The following is a 16,603-nucleotide window of genomic DNA, read 5'->3' as shown; positions in this document are numbered from 1 at the left end:
TGAATGCGTAGAAATAGGATAGCGCGCAATGTCGATGAGTGTAGGCGAATCCGACGACGACGGTCCGATGTCCGACATCAACACCACCCCGCTGGTGGACATCATGTTGGTGCTTCTGATCATCTTCCTGATCACGGTTCCCGTGGTGATCCAGACGGTCAAGATCACCCTTCCGAAGGTGCAGTTCGAACCGACTATCACCAAGCCCGAGAATGTGGCGCTGTCGGTGACTGCCGATAACGGCACCTGCAAGGTCTATTGGGGCATGACTCCGGTGAACAGCAAGGAACTGCTCGATCGTGCGGTCGCCAAGTTGAAGCTGGAGATCGAGAAGCAGGGCGGCATGAATGCTGCGGGTCTCGAGCTTCCGGAAGTGCATATTCGCGGCGATGTGGACACGCCCTACCGCTGCGTCGGCGGGACGATCTTCACGATGCAGATGGCTGGGTTCGCAAAGGTCGGATTCATCTCCGAGCCTGAAGCCGGCACTGCGGTCACCCGTCTCTGATCCCGTATAAGGAGTAGTTCCCATGGGAGCGAGCGTAGGTAAAAACGACGACGGCCCGATGATGGAGATCAACACGACGCCGTTGATCGACGTCATGCTGGTGCTGCTGATCATGATCATCATGACCATCCCGATCCAGAGCCACGCGGTGAAGGTCGATCTGCCTCAGAACAGCCCGAACTCGGCACCGCCGGTGGATGCGCAGAAGAACAAGATCTACATCCAGCCGGATGGCGTGATCCAGTGGAACAGCGTCGCGGTCAACGAAGTGACGTTGCGCCAGTATCTGGACGCATCGTTGCAACTGAGCCCCGAGCCCGAGTTGCACTTCCAGCCCGATCCGAACGCGCGCTACGAGGTTGTCGACCGCGTGCTCGCGATCATCAAGCGGGCGAATGTGAACAAGCTCGGATTCGTCGGCAACGATCAGTATCGCGGCGACTTCTGATTTCCGCATCCGGGGCCTCGGCTTCTGATCGGACATGATTGGGGCGGTCCTTCGGGGCCGCCCTTTTTCGTTTCCCGGCGTGGCTTGCACCCATGAAACAAAAGTGTCACACAAGAGTCATCGAAAAGTCACGGGCCTGAACCGTGGCCGGTCTTGGAGACACGCGATGCGCTTTGGCTTGCTTTCCATCGCAGCGGCACCGCTGCTTGTTGCGGCGATGTCCGTAAGCGCGGGCGAGCGAACCATCCCGGCGCTGATCGCGGACGGCGCATATCAGCAGGCCGAACAGGCCATACAGACCGAGCTTCGCATCTATCCAGGCCGTCCCGAGCTGTTGCTGAACCTTGCCGCCGTCTATACGAAGACCGGCCGCGCGGCAGAGGCGCGCGCGCTTTATGGGCAGGTGCTTGCCCAGCGGAACGTGCTGATGGACTTGCGCGCCGAGAAGGTGGCGGGCTCGCATGCAATTGCCTCGGTCGGGCTGCGGCAGATCCAGACGATTCAGCTCAGCGCCCGCTGAGCGCTCGCGCTAGAGCCGCGGCAAGGTGACGCCGCGCTGCCCCATATATTTGCCTGCGCGATCGGCATAGCTGGTCTCGCACGGCTGCTCGCCTTGCAGGAACAGGAACTGGCACGCGCCTTCATTGGCGTAGATCTTGGCGGGTAGGGGCGTCGTGTTCGAGAATTCGAGCGTGACATGGCCTTCCCATTCGGGCTCCAGCGGAGTCACGTTCACGATGATCCCGCACCGCGCATAGGTCGATTTGCCGAGGCAGATCACCAGCACGTCGCGCGGCACGCGGAAATATTCGACTGTCCGCGCCAGCGCGAAGCTGTTGGGCGGAATGATGCATACGTCGGTCTGTCGATCGACAAAGCTGTTCGACGAGAAGTCCTTGGGATCGACCACGGCGCTGTCGATATTGGTAAAGATCTTGAATTCGTCGGCGACGCGCGCGTCATAGCCGTAGGAGGACAGGCCGTAGCTGATGCATCCCTCGCGCCGCTGCGCCTCCACGAACGGCTCGATCATGCCGTTCGCAAGCGCCTGTTCGCGGATCCAGCGGTCGGAAAGGATGGACATCCGGTAGCAACTCCCTTTCGGCGACGATGTCGTGCCGATGGCGGAGGGGCAAGGCGAGGTACGGCGAAAAGCTGTGGATGACCGGCCGGTGCCGGCAACTCATTCGACCTTGAGCTCGAAAGGCACCGCCGGCAGCCCGGTTTCGTCATAGAGATTGCACACCGGGCTATCGCCCCAGCAGAAACGTACGCGGTCGCTGGGCCCAGGCGATTCCTCGACGAACACGCTGCTGCCTTCGAGGCGAGCAAAGGCGAAGCGGCAGGTGCGGGGTGCCAGGCCACATAGCTCGAAGCCGATCGGCGCCATTGCGCTGTACGCCACTAGCTGACCGCCGACCTGATCGAAGCGGATCTCGATCTCGGCACCAACTCGGCGGGCCGAGACGGGCCAGGGGCCAGTGGTCTCCTTGCTGTCATATACGCGGGCGCGGGCAAGGCGGGCCAGGCGGTGGCCGACATCCTGCTTGTTGGCCGGATGGATGTCACCCGGCTCACCCAGATCGACTGCGACGGCGAGCACGGCATGCGGATCGGCGGCGACCGCCTTGCGCTGTTCGTCGCGGATCTCGGCGAAACCGCTCTCGGCGGGCTTGGGGTAACGCGGTCCCCAATTGGCGAGTTGGACGATAAGGACGGGCAGATCGGGCTTGGCGAATTGCGCGCGCCAGCCTTTCATCAGCGCGGCGACGCGGCTCGCATAGCCCTTGCTCGCACCCGCATCGGCTTCGCCCTGATACCACGCGACTCCGCGCAGGCCATAAGCGCCGATCGGAGCGATCATGCCATTGTAAATCCCGGCCAGGCCAGTGATCCCGTCCCATGGCGCGCGGGGCGGCTCCCCCTGACTCGATGGCGTGGCGATGGAATATTGCCATGCCTGGGCTGAGGGCAGGGGGACTAGGCTGCCGTCGGCAAAGCGGATGCCGCGCTGCTCGGGCGAGCCGGTCAGTCCGCCGCCGCCCCAGCTGTCATAGACTGCGACCACGATGCGGTTGCGGCCTGCCTTGAGCGTGCCCGGGGCGAGCTTGTACTGGCGCGGCACACCCCAGGCGGTGTTGGTGCCGACGCCGATGCCGTTGACCCAGGTCATGTCCAAATCGTCGGGCGGGCCCAGCAGCAAAGTCGTGCCCTGCGCGGCCTGGGCGGCGCTGAGTTCGATTTCGGTCTGGTAGAAAACTAGGCCATTGAAGTCGCGCAGCGCCTCCACGCCCCAGCCTTCCCAATATTCGAAGCTCGGCACCGGCTTCCAGTCGCCGGGAGCGTCCGGATTCCATGGCGCGGGTTTGCCGGCGGCGTGGCTGCTCCACCAATTGGTCCAGTTTCCTGCCCAGGCCGCGGCTGCCCTGGGCGGATCGGCACGATATTGCCCGAGCAGGGTCAGGCGCTCGCGCGCGGCAGGATCGCCGGCGAAGGATTGCTCGCTGCGCCACGCGTCGATCGCCGTTCCGCCCCAGGAGGCATTGATCAGCCCGATCGGCACTTTCTCGGAGCGGCGCAGGTCGCGGCCCATGAAATAGCAGGCAGCGGAGAAATCGGCGACGCTCTTGGGATCGGCTAGCTTCCATGCAACCGGGGCCAGAAACTGCCGCTCGGCGCCTGCACTGACATTCTTGCCGACGGTAAGCAGACGCATCTGCGAATCAGCACCATTCGCAGCCTCTGCACCGCCGTTGAGCGCGTTGCGCACCTGGAATTCCATATTCGACTGCCCCGAACACAGCCAAACGTCACCGATCAGGATATCGCGCGCCATCATCGTGCCCGCGGGGGCGGTGACGCTCAGGGTATAAGGTCCGCCCGCCGGCATCGCCGGGACCGAGGCGCGCCATTGGCCCTTTGCGTCGGCCTGCGCTGTGGCAGTTTTGTCGGCGAGCGACACTGCGACCGTGGTCCCCGGGGTGGCGTCGCCCCAGATTGTGATCGGGCGGTCGCGCTGGAGGACGGCGTGATCCTGAAACATCGGATGGAGCAGGGGCGCGGCATCCTGAGCGGACGCGCAGACCGGCAGCATGCTCAGCATCGCGGCCAGCGCAGCACGGATGGTCAGGCGCATGATTCTCTCCCCTGGTTAGCGCTACCAAGCATGGGGGCGACCAAGGGGCAAGCCGCAGTTTCGAACACCGGAGTCCGGCGTGTCAGACCAGCCCGAGATCCTTGGGGCCGAAGGCGGCGGGGAGGAGTTCGGAGAGCTTGTAAGTGGCGATCTGGTCGCCAGTGGCGCCGCCGCAATGGACAGGCAAGTCGCGGCCGCCGAGCTGTGCGGCTTCGTTGATTACCTGGCGGCAGCGTCCGCATGGGGACACCGGGGCGGTATCCTCATGGCCCATCCGTCCGCCGATCACCCCGATCGCCACCACGTCACGCAGGCGACCCTGCGAGCTCACCGTACCCAGCGCCACGGTCTCGGCGCACAGCGTAAGTCCGTAGCTGGCATTCTCGAAATTAGCCCCGGTGACCACACTGCCGTCGGTGAGCAGCACCGCGGCGCCCACCGCGAATTTCGAATAGGGCGCATAGGCGTTCTTCGCGGCCTCGCGGGCACGGGCGACGAGCAGCTGGGGGTCATAATCGGTCATCGTGCCATCACATTCCAGTTCACGGGGCCGGTTATCCCCTCGATACGGCGGAAGCTGGTGGCCTGCCACACCGTCCAGGGGCGTGCGAGATAATAAGGCGGGAAGAACGCCTGACGGCTCCACAGCAGCCGCGGGAAAGCCTCGCTGATCCGATATTGCGCTTCGAATCGCTTGCCGATGCGGAGCACGGCATGCTCGCCCAGATGCGTCTCGATCGCCGCGATGAAGCGGCCGAGTTCGCCGATCAGCACTTCGCGTTCGGGGCGGGCGGCACAATCGGGCTGGAAGTCGAGGTCGATCGCGGGCGGGAGCTGATCGTCCGAACGGGGGACGATGCTGACGAAATTGCCGGCCTGATCGGCGGCGAGCTGGCAGAGCGAGAAGACGTGCAGCGCGCCGCGGCGGATCCCGGCTTCGAAAGTGCCGCGCCAATTCTCGGGAAAGCGCAGATCGGTCTGATTCGCGCCCGTAGTCGCCTGGATATAGGCGAAGCGCGCGCCGGACTTCTTGACGGTCCACCATTCGATCGGGCCCTGCGCATCGGCGACATCGACCCCCTGCACCGGGAAATCGGCTTCACGCGGGCGCCAGTTGATCGCGAACAGCCAGGCGCACAGGCCGGTGATCGCCAGCACGAGTGCAACAGCCGCGGTCACACGAAAGCGCCGTGCCAGGATTCTCAAACGCACGCTCAACCCTTGATGTGCAGCACGCAGATCAGGGTGAACAGCCGCCGGGCGGTATCGAAATCCACGTCGATCTTGCCCTCCAGCCGTTCCCTGAGCAGCTCGGCCGCTTCGTTGTGGATGCCGCGGCGCGCCATATCGACGGTTTCGATCTGCGCGGGCGTGGCGTTGCGAATCGCTTGATAATAGCTGTCACAGATTGCGAAATAATCGCGGATAGGCCGGCGGAAGCGCGCGAGCCCCAGGACCAAAGTCTCGAGCGGCGATCCGTCCTCGCGGCGAATCTCCAGCGCGAGCCGGCCTTCCTCGACGCTCAGGTGCAGCCGGTACGGGCCAGCATAGCCGTCCGCGTGCTGGCGCTGGGGTGCGAAGCGGTTCTCCTCAAGCAAGTCGAAGATCGCGATCCGGCGCTCCTGCTCGATATCGGCCGAGCGCCACAGAATCGTGCGCTCGTCGAGAGTCACGTCGATGATGCGCGGGTCGGCCATACCGGCGTGCTTTGCGGCCAATCAACGCTTTCCACAAGCATGCGCGATTGCCGAATCGGCGCGCATGCGCGAAGCGAATTGTATGGCCCAGCCGATACCCTTTCCGACTCCCGAAGCTCCCGAAGGGTTGCAGCTGCCCCAGAACATCGAGGCGGAAGCGGCTTTGCTCGGCGCGATGATGATCGACAACCGCGTGGCGGAGGACGTTCTCCAGAAGCTGCGGCCCGAGCATTTCTTCGAGCCCCTGCACGGCCGGATCTACGACATGATCGCGACCATGGTGGGCGACAATAGGCTGGCGACACCGGTTACGCTGCGCCCGCTGTTCGTGAACGATGCGGCGATGAAGGAATTGGGTGGACCAGCCTATCTGGCCCAGCTCACCGGCAATCCCGCCAGCCTGATCGGCGCACGGGCGTTCGCGGATCAGGTCTATGACCTTGCGGTGCTACGCGCGCTGGTGACCGTGGGCCGGGATTTGGTCGATTCGGCGCTCGACACCAGCGAGGATATCAACCCAGCCAAGCAGATTGAGAAGGCAGAGCTCAAGCTCTACGAAGTCGCCGAGACCGGGGGCGAAGACACGGGCGCCAAGAGCTTCCTGCGCGCCGCGACGATGGCGGTGCGCAACACCGAGCGGGCGATGAACTCGGGCGGCAGTGTCTCGGGCGTGACCTCGGGCCTGACCGACTTCAATGCGATGACCGGCGGCCTCAATCGATCGGACTTGCTGATCCTCGCGGGGCGCCCAGGCATGGGCAAGACCTCGCTCGCGACCAACATGGCATTCAACGCCGCCAAGCGCTGGATGGACGACATGGAAGCGGGGATTGCCGAGGAGAAATCGATCGGCGCGCCGGTCGCGTTCTTCAGCCTCGAAATGTCGGCCGATCAGCTGGCGCTGCGTATCCTGTCTGAGCAGTCCGAGATTTCGTCCGAGAAACTGCGCACCGGCAATATCTCCGCGCCCGAATTCCAGAAGTTCGCGCGCGCGTCAGGCGATATCGAGCGGCTGCCCTTGTTTATCGACGATACGCCGGGCCTAACCATTGCGGCTCTGCGCACGCGCGCGCGGCGGCTGAAGCGCCAGCACAAGATCGGCATGGTCGTTGTCGATTACCTCCAACTGCTGACCGGCTCGGCCAAGAGCTCGGGCGACGGACGCGTGCAGGAAATCTCGGAAATTTCGCGGGGGCTGAAGACGCTGGCGAAGGAGCTCAACGTGCCGGTGCTGGCGCTTTCGCAGCTCAGCCGTGCGGTGGAGAGCCGCGAAGATAAGCGCCCCCAGCTATCGGACCTTCGCGAATCGGGATCGATCGAGCAGGACGCGGACATCGTACTGTTCGTCTATCGCGACGAATATTATCACGATTTCAAGGCGCCCAAGGCGGTGGACGGCAATTCAACCGCCGACGAGATCGCCAAATACCAGGCTTGGCAGGACCATCAGCTGCAGGTGGCGAACAAGGCCAGCGTGATCATCGCCAAGCAGCGCCACGGTGCCACGGGCACTGTGGATCTGCGATTCGACCGTCAGTTCACGAAGTTCAGCGATCTCGCGCCGGGCTATTGATTCGAGCTTAGCTTCACAGTTTTCCCGTGGTTTCGGCAATTCCGTTACGCGAGCGGGTAATTTAGTTGCGCTCGGAATGGCAGGAAATTGACGGCGTCAAAGAGCGGGCCAGTGCGGCCGCGCATCTTCGAGCAAATCAAATCCTACAGTGCAATCACTGCTTACTGCACTTGCATCGCATCGCGCATGTCGTCGGCAGTGCCGACCGGGCCGGCGCACGGTGCTTCGCAGGTAGGGAACACCGAATCGAGCCGCTTGCGCAGCGTTTCTTCGAATTCGTTCTGACCATATTTGCCACGTCGCGAAACGGTGATGTCCTTGCGGATCGCATGCTTGATCCGCTCGACCGCGGCATTGTCGAGCACGCCGACCGCGACCAGTTCGGCGCACAGCTGGAGCAGGCCCACCGAGGTCGCCTGCGCGCGCAGGCCGATGAAATCGAGACATTCGTGCAGGCGGATTGCCTGCTCCTTTTCGGCGCGTTCCATCCTCATCCTCCACTCGCTCTTCCGGTCGATGCGACCGGCGGCAGGGGACAGGCTAGCTCAATGCGCGCCGTCCGCAAGTACGCAAATCACTGGAGAGAGACGGCTTTTGCCGCGGAGAACGTCAGTCGGCCGCGTAATTCTCGAGATAGCCGCAGCGATTGCAGCGCCAGGTGCGGATCGCAATTTTCTCACCGGGGATCTTGATCCCGGTCCAGAAGCTCTTGGCGGGCTGCCCCTCGACCCATGAGGCCACGCCGTGCGCGCCATGAGTTTCGTCGACGATAAAGCCTTCGGTGAACGATCCCGCGCATTTGGGGCATTGGCTGGGCTTCTGCATCGATCATTCCTGTAGCTAGACGAATGCCAGCCTACAGTGCGCAGCTACGCCGTCTAGAGTTCAGAACGAAGGCTGATCCGCGGCGCCGTCTTCGACGGGCGTGTGGATGCCGCATTCGGTCTTATCCCAACCCGCCCAGCGGCCCGAGCGCGGGTCTTCGCCCGGCTTGACGATCGAAGTGCACGGCGCGCAGCCGATCGAGAGATAGCCTTTCTCGACCAGCGGGTGCGGCGGGAGATCGTGCGCGACGAAATAAGCGGCGATATCCTCGCGGGTCCAATCGGCGAGCGGATTGAACTTGAGGCGGTCTTCATCGATCTCGAAGCGGGGCAGCGCATTGCGGGTGCTCGCCTGGTGCGCCTTGCGGCCGGTGATGCTGGCGTCGAAGCCTGTCATTGCCTTTTCGAGCGGCAGCACTTTGCGGATCTCGCAGCAGCCGTCCGGATCGTAGGACCAGCGCAGGCCGGTCGCGTCGCGGGCCTCGATCTGCTCAAGATCGGGGCGGATGATCCGGAGGTTGAGGCCGAGGCGCTGTGCGAGCAGATCGCGATACGCGAGCGTTTCGGCAAAATGCTTGCCGGTATCGAGGAAGAGCACGGGGACGCCGGGATCGACCGAAGCGACGAGATCGAGCAGCACCGCGGATTCGGCGCCGAAGGACGAGACGAGCGCGACATCGCCGAGCATGTGATCACCCAGCACGGCGCGCAGCAGATCCTGCGTTCCGGTGCCGCGGAACATGTTGTTGAGCCGGATGGCGTCCTGCGCCGTGAAGCGCGGCGCAACGTCGATGCGATCGATCTCTCTCGTAATCTTGCGCACAGCCTCAGCCATGGCGGAGCTTCCACACCGGCACCGCTTCGTCCGAAGCCGGCTGGTAGAAGAATTCGTAGCGCGAGAATGCGCGTTCGAGCGCTTCGGCGTCCACCGGCGCTTCGGGTGCGAAACTGTCGAACCCGACGCGGCGCATGAACAGCATCTGATCGACCAGCACGTCGCCTGCGGCGCGGATTTCACCCATGTAGCCCGCTTCGCGGAGGATCTTGGCGGAGGAATAGCCGCGACCGTCGCGGAAACGCGGGAAGTCGATCTCGACCAGCTGGACGCGGGCTAGATGGGGGATGAGGTGGCGTGCGTCCTCACCCGCCTCGATGCGGACGGCGGTGGCCTGGTCCTGGTCGAGAAAGGCATCGAGGCTGACTGCGGGTTCTTCGTGGACGGCGTCGTCGCGGAAGCGGAGCAGCCTGTCGGCGTTCGCCGACAAAGATACTGGATTATCCATAGATCGCCTCCTTGAAGGGCTCGACGCCGATGCGGCGATAGGTGTCGAGGAAGCGTTCGCCTTCGCTGCGTTCGCGCAGATACACGTCGGTGGCCTTCTCGACGGCGTCGACGATACCGTCCTCGTTGAAGCCGGGGCCGGTGATCTTGCCGAGGCTGGCATCTTCCGCGCCCGATCCGCCGAGCAGGAGCTGGTAATTCTCGGTGCCTTTGCGATCGACGCCGAGGATGCCGATATGGCCGGCGTGATGATGGCCGCAGGCATTGATGCAGCCGCTGATCTTGAGCTTGAGCTCGCCGATCTCGCGCTGGCGGCCGAGATCGGCGAAGCGCGTCGCGATCTTTTGCGCGACGGGGATCGAGCGGGCGTTGGCGAGGCTGCAATAATCCAGGCCGGGGCAGGCGATGATGTCGCTGATCAGGTCGAGATTGGCGGGGGCGAGCCCGGCTGCGTCGAGCTTTTGCCACAGGGTATAGAGATCGGCCTTGCGGACGTGAGGCAGGACGATGTTCTGGGCATGCGTGACGCGGAGCTCGTCGAAGCTGTAGCGTTCCGCCAGATCGGCCATCAGGTCGATCTGGTCCGCGGTCGCGTCGCCGGGGATGCCGCCGGTGGGCTTGAGACTGATGTTGACGATCGCATAGCCGGGCGCCTTGTGGGCGACGACGTTCTGATCGACCCAGAGCGCGAAGTCAGGGTCGCTGCGGTCGATCTCCTCCGAGGGGCTGACCTCGAAGGCGGGATCGGTGAAATAGGCGGCGATGCGGTCATATTCGGCCATCGGGACGTCGGAATTATTGGGCAGGATTTCCTGCCATTCGGCTTCGACCTGACGCGTGAATTCCTCCGCACCCAGTTCGTGGACGAGAATCTTGATGCGCTGCTTGTGGATATTGTCTCGGCGGGCCCAGCGGTTCCAGACGCGCAGGGCGGCTTCGCAATAGCTGAAAAGATGCTGGGCGGGCAGGAACTCGCGGATCAGCGGCGCGACGAAGGGCGTGCGGCCCATGCCGCCGCCGATATAGACTTGGAAGCCCTGCTCGCCCGCTTCGTTCAGCACTAGCTTGAGGCCGATATCGTGAAGGCGGATCGCGGCGCGGTCTTCCTCGGCGGCGGTCAGCGCGATCTTGAACTTGCGCGGCAGGTAGCTGAATTCGGGGTGGAAAGTGGTCGCTTGGCGGATCAGCTCGGCCCAGGGGCGCGGATCGGCTATCTCGTCGGCCGCGGCGCCGGCGTATTGATCCGAGGAGACGTTGCGGATGCTCTCGCCGCTGGTCTGGATCGCGTGCATCTCGACCGTCGCCAGCTCGGCGAGAATGTCGGGCGCTTCCTCGAGCTTTATCCAGTTATACTGGATGTTCTGGCGCGTAGTGAAATGGCCGTAGCCGCGATCGTATTTCCGCGCGATGTGCGCCAGCATGTGCATCTGGCGGCTGTCGAGCGTGCCATAGGGGATGGCGACGCGCAGCATGTATGCGTGGAGCTGGAGATAGAGACCGTTCTTGAGCCGGAGCGGCTTGAACTGGTCGTCGTTCATCGCGCCCGAAAGGCGGCGGGCGACCTGGTCGCGGAACTCATCGACGCGGGCGTCTACGATCGCTTGGTCATATTTGTCGTAGCGGTACATTTCAGATCACCCAGTTGCCGGCATTGGGATCGGCTGGTTTGAGCGTGAGATCGGGGCGCACCGTCGGCCCCAAGGCGCGGATGCGGTCCTTGATGTGGGCGGGGCGGGGGCCTTCGGGGGTTTCGGTCGCGTCGATCACGTACGCGCCGTTGACGCGGCGGGCGCCGGTTTCCTCGGCCGCTAGGGCCTCCCCGCCTTCGCCAACATCGGTTGCGTCCTCGACATGGCGCGACCAGCCGGTGCCGGTCCACCAGATTACGTCGCCGGTGGGCAAATCGTTGCCGGTGAGGATCTTCACGCCATCGCCTCCGCGGTGCGGGCAAAGGCCATGAGCTTGTCCTCGGCATCGGCGAGGAGCGTAACTTCGCCGACGACGATGATCGCCGGGCTCTTGACCGTCTCGCGCTCGACCATCGGGCCGAGATCAGCGAGCAGGGTACGCAGCGCGCGGCTGCCCTCCAGGGTGCCGCGCTCGAGCACCGCTACCGGCATGTCAGGCGCGACACCGTCGGCCATGAGCTTGTCGGCGATATCGGGGCAGGTGGCGACGCCCATATAGATGACGAGCGTGCGGCCTTTGCCGGCGAGGCCCGACCAGTCCTGATCCTTGAGGCCCTTGCATTGGCCGGCGACGAAGCTGACGGCGCTTGACCAGTCGCGGTGCGTGAGCGGCATATTGACCTCAGCGGCTGCACCGATCGCGGCGGAGATGCCGGGGATGACTTCGACGGGCAAGCCGGCCGCGCGCACGGCTTCCACTTCCTCGCCGCCGCGGCCGAAGATGAACGGGTCGCCGCCCTTCAGCCGCACGACGATCGCACCGGTCTTCACATGCGCCACGATCAGGGCGTTGATCGCATCCTGGGGGAGCGTGTGGCGGTTGCGCTGCTTGGCGACCGAGATGCGATGCGCCTGGGGCGCCATATCGAGCACGCGCGGATCGACGAGACCGTCATGGACGAGGACGTCGGCCTGCTTGAGCGCTTCGACTGCGCGGACGGTGAGCAGACCGGGATCGCCCGGGCCTGCGCCGACTAGGATTACGCGCCCGCGGGCGCTCGGATCTAGAAGCGTAGCCATGGCACGGGAGATGCGCCCGGCAGGGGTGTGCTTCAATCCAAGGTTGCTTGGGGCTGGGGTAGCGAAACTATCCCGCGTCGGCCAGCGCTTGGGCGTGTTCCTTGATGATCGCCCTGGTGGTCGTGTCGGTGTCGAACACGCCGTACCATCCCTGGGGCTCGTGCGGAGGGTCGCCCAGCCAGGCGGTGTCGCCCGATTTGAAGCGATAGTCCGGATGCGTGGCGCGGCCTTCGCCGTTCCATGCCCAGAAATTGGAACCGACAATCGGGCCGCCGGCCTTCACGCTGGCCTCCACCGCGGCGTAGATCTGTTGGTAGTAACGATCCTTATACAAAGTCGAAGCCTCGGGATCGTAGCCGCCGCCGTCGCGGGGGTACCCGAATTCCTCGACGACGAGGGGCTTGCCGAGTTCGGCGGCGAGGGCTTCGTGTTGGCTCAGATATTCGGCGACTTTGGCGGTGGCGTTGTCGTGCGTGCCGGGGATGTCCTTGGCGCTGACCCAGGACCAGTTGAGCGGCCAGATGTGCGCAGTGACGTAATCGATCTCGGAAAAGGCGTGGGCCTTGCTATAGACTTCCGCGCGTTCGATCGAGCCCTTGAGGCCTTCGCTGCCGGTCGAGACGAGATGGTTGGGGGCGAGCGATTTGATCAGCTTCGCGGTAGATTCGATCCAGCCATAATATGCCGGCAGCAGCGGCACCGCGACTTTGTCGCTGCCGCCGGGGCGGGGCTCGTTGGCGAGCTGCCAGGCCATGATCGTCGGGATGCCGGCGTATCGCTTGACGATCGAGGCGACATAATCGTGGTAGAGCTTTACGGCCTCAGAATTAGCGTAGAACTGCGCAGTCATGTCGGCGAATTCGGGCCAGGGGTGTGCGGGATCGTTCATGTCGATGAACTTTCCGCCGTTCACATAGGTGAGATAGGTCATCATCCCGCCCGACCATTCCCAGAAATTGGTGAGGTAGAGCACGGCTCGCATGCCGCGTGCTTCCATCTGGGCGAGAAGGTGTGTGAGGCCGTCGATCAGATCGGGGTTCCAGGCATTGCCGGGGGTGCGGAAGGCCGGGCTGACCGCGTTCTTGAGCGGTGAGGTCTCGGCCGAGGCGAGGATGCGGAGATTGGTGACGCCGAGCGCGACAAGCGCGTCGAGCTCGCGGGCGAGGCGGGCGCGGTCGCCGAAATCAGGGCGGGCGGCGAGCCATGGGCCATACCAGAGGTTTGCGCCTGCGAAACGATAGGGCTTGCCGTCGAGGGTGAGGGCGGTGCCCTTGCGGCGGATGAAGGGATCTGGAGCCGCGGCAGAGGCGGGAAAAGCGGCGAGCGCTGCGCCTGCGCCGAGGATCGTTCTACGTGTGACCATGCTGCTCTCCCGCCTTGTTAGCGGTAGCATAGCCGCCCCGCCGCGCTTGGGAAGCGGCGGGGCGTACATGGGCTAGTCGAACAATTCCTCGAAGAACGACTTGCGCTTCTTGTGCGGGTGGTGGCCGTAGCCGCCTTGATGGCCGCGGCTGTCATATTGCGGGCGCTGCTCGCGATAGGGTTCGCCGCGGCTTTCGCGATAGGGCTCGGGGGCAGGCGCCGGGGCCTGCGCCGCGGAGCGCTCGATGATCTTGTCGAGCTCGCCGCGATCGAGCCACACTCCACGGCAAGTGGGGCAATGGTCGATCTCGATGCCGGAGCGTTCGACCGGCACCAAAGTGGCGCCGTCGACGGGACAAATGAAGCTGCTCATATCGATTACTCCCGCTCGCCCATCAGGTTCAGCAGCAGCTGGAACATGTTGATGAGGTTAAGATAGAGCGACAGCGCGCCCATGATTGCCATCTTGTCCGCGGCTTCGCTGCGGCCATAGGCAAGATATTCGCTCTTCAGACGCTGCGTATCCCAGGCGGTGAGGCCTGCGAACACGATCACGCCGACGACCGACAGCACCATCTGGAGCATGCTCGAGCCGATGAAGAGGTTGACGAGGCTGGCACCGATCACGGCGATCAGGCCGATGAACAGGAAATTGCCCATGCCGGTCAGGTCGCGATTGGTGGTGTAGCCGACCAGGCTCAGCCCGGCGAACATCGCGGAGGCGGTGAAGAATGCCATGGCGATGCTGGTGCCGGTGAAGACCAGGAAGACGCTGGCCATCGACACGCCCATCACCGCCGCGAAGGCGAAGAAGGCCATACGAGCGCCGGCAGTGCTCATCCGCTCGATGCGGAACGTGAAAAAGAAGATGAAGGCGAGCGGCGCGAACATCGCCACCCATTTGAGCGGCGTGCCGAAGATCAGGGCGACGAGCGCGGGCGAACTCGCCACGCCCATGGCGACGAGCCCGGTGATCGCGAGGCCGATGCCCATGTTTCGATAGATGCCCAGCATATAGCTGCGCAGGCCCGCATCGAACCGGGCCTGCGTGCCAGCGGCGGCAGTGCGATTAAATTGTGACAGGTTTTCCAAGGGGAAGTTCTCCTAAGCGGTGCGGGCACGGCGGATGACGCCGCGCGCGACGCGGCGCATTTCGGCCGCATCGGGGAAATGACGGAACAGACGATCCTTGATCGCCAGCCGCTCCTTCTTCAGCCGGGCGAGCCGGATGCTGTCGGGGAGGCGGCGCGCGAGTTCGCGGCGGATTTCATGGTTGAGCAGGTGGTGCGCGGCGATCAGGCGCTGGATAAGTTCGGACATACACGGCTCCATCGATATTGCATCGATCGAGCGGCCCGGTGGGTCTGGTGGGGAAGGAGGGGGCCAAACCGTCCAAACCTGCACCGAGCACGCTCGATGCGGTCCGACATCACGATGGCTATTCAGCCGCCGCCAGAGGGGCCCGGTCCCGCAGATTCAAGGATAGGGGCGGGGCGTGGGGGTTTCAAGGGGGATCAGCCTGCCCGATGCGGGAAGGTGGCGCCGCGAAGCTGGTGGAGGGGCGTGCCGCATGTGATTCGCCGGTGGAGAGCCCCCTCCGTCAGCCTGCGGCCGCCACCTCCCCGTCCCGGGAGGATCAAAAATCAGGCGTCCCTCAGCCCCAGGCCGATTGCGGCTCTCGCGCTATCGGCTTCCGAGGACACAACGGGGTAGGCGCAGTAATCTGCGGCGTAATAGGCGCTGGGGCGGTGGTTGCCCGACCAGCCGATGCCGCCGAAGGGGGCGGAGGAGGAGGCGCCGTTGGTGGGGCGGTTCCAGTTGACGATGCCGGCGCGGATGTTCGCCCAGAACTGATCGTAGAGCTTGGGATCCTGGCTCACCAGGCTGGCGGAGAGGCCATAGCGCGTGTCGTTCGCCTCGGCGATCGCCTGCTCGAAGGTATCGATCCGGAAGACCTGGAGGATCGGGCCGAACAGCTCGACATCGACCTTCTCATTGGCGTTGGTCATGTCGATCATGCCGGGAGTGATGAAGGGTCGTCCGTCGATCGGGCGCTCCATATGGCGCAGCGGACGGCCGCCCATGGTGGAAAGCGCGAGGAAGCTCTCGGTGAGCATGTCGGCAGTGTCGTTGTCGATCACGGGACCCATGAACGGCGCGGGGTCGGCATGCGGTTCGCCGATGATCAGGCGGCCGATCAGCTTGTTGATCTCGGCAATCAGCGGATCGTAGAGATTCTGGTCGACGATAAGCCGCCGCGCTGCAGTGCAGCGCTGGCCGGCGCTGGTGAACGCCGATTGCACCACCAGGACCGCGGCCGAATAGAGATCGGGCGTGTTCCACACCACGATGGGGTTGTTGCCACCCATTTCGAGCGCGAGGATCTTTTCGGGGCGTGAGGAGAACTGCCGGTTGAGCGCGATGCCGGTATTGGCGGAGCCAGTGAACAGCAGCCCGTCGATATCGGGATGCGCGGCGAGAGCCTTGCCCTCGTCCGGGCCGCCGATAAGCAGGCGGACGCACCCCTCCGGGATGCCCGCGGCATGGAAGCAATCGACCAGAAATGCGCCCGAGGCGGGGGTCTTTTCCGAAGGCTTGAACACCACGGCATTGCCGGCAAGCAAAGCCGGGACGATGTGACCGTTGGGCAAATGCGCCGGGAAATTATAGGGGCCAAGCACCGCGAGCACACCATGCGGCTTGTGGCGGAGCGCAAGGCGCGTGTTCATCGGCGCATCGATGCGCCGCTGGCCGGTGCGTTCGGAAAAGGCAGTGACCGAAATATCGACCTTGGCGATCACCGTCTCGACTTCGCCACGCGCTTCCCAGAGTGGCTTGCCGGTCTCGCGAGCGATCAGATCCGAAAATGCATCGGCCTTTTGCCGGACGACATTGGCGAAGCGGCGCAGCGCCTCGATTCGATAGGCCAGCGGACGCGCGGCCCATTCCGCCCAGGAGCGGCGTGCATGCGCGACCTCCACGTCTGCGTCTCCGGACTTCTGACGCCACAGGACGGCGCCCGTCGCGGGTTCGGTCGAGATGATTTCGTGTCCGGCCATTTGGTC

The 16,603-nt window shown here is 64.2% G+C and carries 21 protein-coding genes; 4 read left to right on the top strand and 17 right to left on the bottom strand.

Going from position 1 to position 16,603, the window contains the following annotated elements:
* The first annotated feature begins 28 nt into the window (after window positions 1-28).
* The 3 genes from ACZZZM_RS13015 (at window position 29) to ACZZZM_RS13005 (ending at window position 1,476) form a co-directional block, all read left to right on the top strand.
* Window positions 29-508, top strand: a complete 480-nt coding sequence (locus tag ACZZZM_RS13015) for an ExbD/TolR family protein (protein WP_463595513.1) — start codon at window positions 29-31, stop codon at window positions 506-508.
* Window positions 509-530: 22 nt separating this feature from the next.
* On the top strand, window positions 531-956 hold the full coding sequence (locus ACZZZM_RS13010; RefSeq protein WP_463595512.1) for an ExbD/TolR family protein: 426 nt from the start codon (window positions 531-533) through the stop codon (window positions 954-956).
* Between the two features lie 217 nt (window positions 957-1,173).
* The gene (locus tag ACZZZM_RS13005) at window positions 1,174-1,476 is read left to right on the top strand and encodes a tetratricopeptide repeat protein (RefSeq protein ID WP_463595511.1); all 303 of its coding nucleotides are present in this window, start codon (window positions 1,174-1,176) and stop codon (window positions 1,474-1,476) included.
* Between the two features lie 9 nt (window positions 1,477-1,485).
* Here the strand turns inward: ACZZZM_RS13005 and dcd are convergent, their stop codons facing one another.
* From dcd to ACZZZM_RS12980, 5 genes are all read right to left on the bottom strand, one after another.
* Complete coding sequence (gene dcd / locus ACZZZM_RS13000; protein WP_463595510.1) at window positions 1,486-2,040, bottom strand: dCTP deaminase; 555 nt, start codon at window positions 2,038-2,040, stop codon at window positions 1,486-1,488.
* 99 nt (window positions 2,041-2,139) lie between these two features.
* Window positions 2,140-4,092: a sialate O-acetylesterase gene (locus ACZZZM_RS12995; protein WP_463595509.1), complete on the bottom strand. Its 1,953-nt coding sequence runs from the start codon at window positions 4,090-4,092 to the stop codon at window positions 2,140-2,142.
* An 82-nt stretch (window positions 4,093-4,174) separates the two neighbouring features.
* Complete coding sequence (locus ACZZZM_RS12990; RefSeq protein WP_463595508.1) at window positions 4,175-4,615, bottom strand: cytidine deaminase; 441 nt, start codon at window positions 4,613-4,615, stop codon at window positions 4,175-4,177.
* Complete coding sequence (locus tag ACZZZM_RS12985; protein ID WP_463595507.1) at window positions 4,612-5,304, bottom strand: GH25 family lysozyme; 693 nt, start codon at window positions 5,302-5,304, stop codon at window positions 4,612-4,614. Before ACZZZM_RS12985 ends, ACZZZM_RS12990 begins: the two co-directional genes overlap by 4 nt.
* Before the next feature lie 2 nt (window positions 5,305-5,306).
* Window positions 5,307-5,789 (bottom strand): UPF0262 family protein, encoded by a 483-nt coding sequence (locus tag ACZZZM_RS12980; protein WP_463595506.1) that lies wholly within the window; start codon window positions 5,787-5,789, stop codon window positions 5,307-5,309.
* 82 nt (window positions 5,790-5,871) lie between these two features.
* Between ACZZZM_RS12980 and ACZZZM_RS12975 the strand changes: the two genes are divergently transcribed.
* Window positions 5,872-7,362: a replicative DNA helicase gene (locus ACZZZM_RS12975; RefSeq protein WP_463595505.1), complete on the top strand. Its 1,491-nt coding sequence runs from the start codon at window positions 5,872-5,874 to the stop codon at window positions 7,360-7,362.
* Between the two features lie 161 nt (window positions 7,363-7,523).
* On the opposite strand, the gene ACZZZM_RS12970 is transcribed toward ACZZZM_RS12975, so the two are convergent.
* The 12 genes from ACZZZM_RS12970 to astD all read right to left on the bottom strand — a co-directional run bounded on the left by ACZZZM_RS12970 (window position 7,524) and on the right by astD (window position 16,597).
* Entirely contained in the window at window positions 7,524-7,850 is a 327-nt protein-coding gene (locus ACZZZM_RS12970; RefSeq protein ID WP_463595504.1) for a hypothetical protein, read from the bottom strand.
* Window positions 7,851-7,971: 121 nt separating this feature from the next.
* The gene (locus tag ACZZZM_RS12965) at window positions 7,972-8,187 is read right to left on the bottom strand and encodes a hypothetical protein (RefSeq protein ID WP_463595503.1); all 216 of its coding nucleotides are present in this window, start codon (window positions 8,185-8,187) and stop codon (window positions 7,972-7,974) included.
* A gap of 60 nt (window positions 8,188-8,247) precedes the next feature.
* Window positions 8,248-9,021 carry a phosphoadenylyl-sulfate reductase gene (locus ACZZZM_RS12960; protein ID WP_463595502.1) on the bottom strand — a complete coding sequence of 258 codons (774 nt, stop codon included), beginning with the start codon at window positions 9,019-9,021 and terminating at the stop codon, window positions 8,248-8,250.
* Window positions 9,014-9,469 (bottom strand): DUF934 domain-containing protein, encoded by a 456-nt coding sequence (locus tag ACZZZM_RS12955; RefSeq protein WP_463595501.1) that lies wholly within the window; start codon window positions 9,467-9,469, stop codon window positions 9,014-9,016. Before ACZZZM_RS12955 ends, ACZZZM_RS12960 begins: the two co-directional genes overlap by 8 nt.
* Window positions 9,462-11,096 carry a nitrite/sulfite reductase gene (locus ACZZZM_RS12950; RefSeq protein WP_463595500.1) on the bottom strand — a complete coding sequence of 545 codons (1,635 nt, stop codon included), beginning with the start codon at window positions 11,094-11,096 and terminating at the stop codon, window positions 9,462-9,464. The genes ACZZZM_RS12955 and ACZZZM_RS12950 overlap by 8 nt, the downstream gene beginning before the upstream one ends.
* Before the next feature lies 1 nt (window position 11,097).
* Complete coding sequence (locus ACZZZM_RS12945; protein WP_463595499.1) at window positions 11,098-11,394, bottom strand: DUF2849 domain-containing protein; 297 nt, start codon at window positions 11,392-11,394, stop codon at window positions 11,098-11,100.
* Entirely contained in the window at window positions 11,391-12,176 is a 786-nt protein-coding gene (gene cobA, locus ACZZZM_RS12940) for a uroporphyrinogen-III C-methyltransferase (protein WP_463595498.1), read from the bottom strand. Before cobA ends, ACZZZM_RS12945 begins: the two co-directional genes overlap by 4 nt.
* A gap of 67 nt (window positions 12,177-12,243) precedes the next feature.
* A complete protein-coding gene (locus tag ACZZZM_RS12935) occupies window positions 12,244-13,539 on the bottom strand; it encodes a glycoside hydrolase 5 family protein (RefSeq protein ID WP_463595497.1) in 1,296 nt (431 codons plus the stop codon).
* Between the two features lie 72 nt (window positions 13,540-13,611).
* Window positions 13,612-13,911 (bottom strand): TFIIB-type zinc ribbon-containing protein, encoded by a 300-nt coding sequence (locus tag ACZZZM_RS12930; protein ID WP_463595496.1) that lies wholly within the window; start codon window positions 13,909-13,911, stop codon window positions 13,612-13,614.
* A 5-nt stretch (window positions 13,912-13,916) separates the two neighbouring features.
* On the bottom strand, window positions 13,917-14,552 hold the full coding sequence (locus tag ACZZZM_RS12925; RefSeq protein ID WP_463596442.1) for a Bax inhibitor-1/YccA family protein: 636 nt from the start codon (window positions 14,550-14,552) through the stop codon (window positions 13,917-13,919).
* A gap of 90 nt (window positions 14,553-14,642) precedes the next feature.
* A complete protein-coding gene (locus ACZZZM_RS12920; RefSeq protein ID WP_463595495.1) occupies window positions 14,643-14,858 on the bottom strand; it encodes a YdcH family protein in 216 nt (71 codons plus the stop codon).
* 323 nt (window positions 14,859-15,181) lie between these two features.
* Entirely contained in the window at window positions 15,182-16,597 is a 1,416-nt protein-coding gene (gene astD, locus ACZZZM_RS12915) for a succinylglutamate-semialdehyde dehydrogenase (RefSeq protein ID WP_463595494.1), read from the bottom strand.
* Between the last annotated feature and the right edge of the window lie 6 nt (window positions 16,598-16,603).

The sequence above is a fragment of the Sphingomonas sp. AC522 genome, assembly GCF_979258125.1.
This window is presented reverse-complemented; position numbering and strand designations above follow the sequence as displayed.

Excerpts from the sequence above, each read along its gene's own strand:
- ACZZZM_RS12925 (WP_463596442.1), bottom strand. The coding sequence starts at position 14,552 with ATGCTGGGCATCTATCGAAACATGGGCATCGGCCTCGCGATCACCGGG.
- ACZZZM_RS12980 (WP_463595506.1), bottom strand. The coding sequence starts at position 5,789 with ATGGCCGACCCGCGCATCATCGACGTGACTCTCGACGAGCGCACGATT.
- ACZZZM_RS13010 (WP_463595512.1), top strand. The coding sequence starts at position 531 with ATGGGAGCGAGCGTAGGTAAAAACGACGACGGCCCGATGATGGAGATC.
- dcd (WP_463595510.1), bottom strand. The coding sequence starts at position 2,040 with ATGTCCATCCTTTCCGACCGCTGGATCCGCGAACAGGCGCTTGCGAAC.
- ACZZZM_RS12950 (WP_463595500.1), bottom strand. The coding sequence starts at position 11,096 with ATGTACCGCTACGACAAATATGACCAAGCGATCGTAGACGCCCGCGTC.
- cobA (WP_463595498.1), bottom strand. The coding sequence starts at position 12,176 with ATGGCTACGCTTCTAGATCCGAGCGCCCGCGGGCGCGTAATCCTAGTC.
- ACZZZM_RS12935 (WP_463595497.1), bottom strand. The coding sequence starts at position 13,539 with ATGGTCACACGTAGAACGATCCTCGGCGCAGGCGCAGCGCTCGCCGCT.
- ACZZZM_RS12920 (WP_463595495.1), bottom strand. The coding sequence starts at position 14,858 with ATGTCCGAACTTATCCAGCGCCTGATCGCCGCGCACCACCTGCTCAAC.
- ACZZZM_RS12930 (WP_463595496.1), bottom strand. The coding sequence starts at position 13,911 with ATGAGCAGCTTCATTTGTCCCGTCGACGGCGCCACTTTGGTGCCGGTC.
- ACZZZM_RS12975 (WP_463595505.1), top strand. The coding sequence starts at position 5,872 with ATGGCCCAGCCGATACCCTTTCCGACTCCCGAAGCTCCCGAAGGGTTG.
- ACZZZM_RS13005 (WP_463595511.1), top strand. The coding sequence starts at position 1,174 with ATGTCCGTAAGCGCGGGCGAGCGAACCATCCCGGCGCTGATCGCGGAC.
- ACZZZM_RS12990 (WP_463595508.1), bottom strand. The coding sequence starts at position 4,615 with ATGACCGATTATGACCCCCAGCTGCTCGTCGCCCGTGCCCGCGAGGCC.
- astD (WP_463595494.1), bottom strand. The coding sequence starts at position 16,597 with ATGGCCGGACACGAAATCATCTCGACCGAACCCGCGACGGGCGCCGTC.
- ACZZZM_RS13015 (WP_463595513.1), top strand. The coding sequence starts at position 29 with ATGTCGATGAGTGTAGGCGAATCCGACGACGACGGTCCGATGTCCGAC.
- ACZZZM_RS12965 (WP_463595503.1), bottom strand. The coding sequence starts at position 8,187 with ATGCAGAAGCCCAGCCAATGCCCCAAATGCGCGGGATCGTTCACCGAA.
- ACZZZM_RS12970 (WP_463595504.1), bottom strand. The coding sequence starts at position 7,850 with ATGGAACGCGCCGAAAAGGAGCAGGCAATCCGCCTGCACGAATGTCTC.
- ACZZZM_RS12995 (WP_463595509.1), bottom strand. The coding sequence starts at position 4,092 with ATGCGCCTGACCATCCGTGCTGCGCTGGCCGCGATGCTGAGCATGCTG.
- ACZZZM_RS12955 (WP_463595501.1), bottom strand. The coding sequence starts at position 9,469 with ATGGATAATCCAGTATCTTTGTCGGCGAACGCCGACAGGCTGCTCCGC.
- ACZZZM_RS12960 (WP_463595502.1), bottom strand. The coding sequence starts at position 9,021 with ATGGCTGAGGCTGTGCGCAAGATTACGAGAGAGATCGATCGCATCGAC.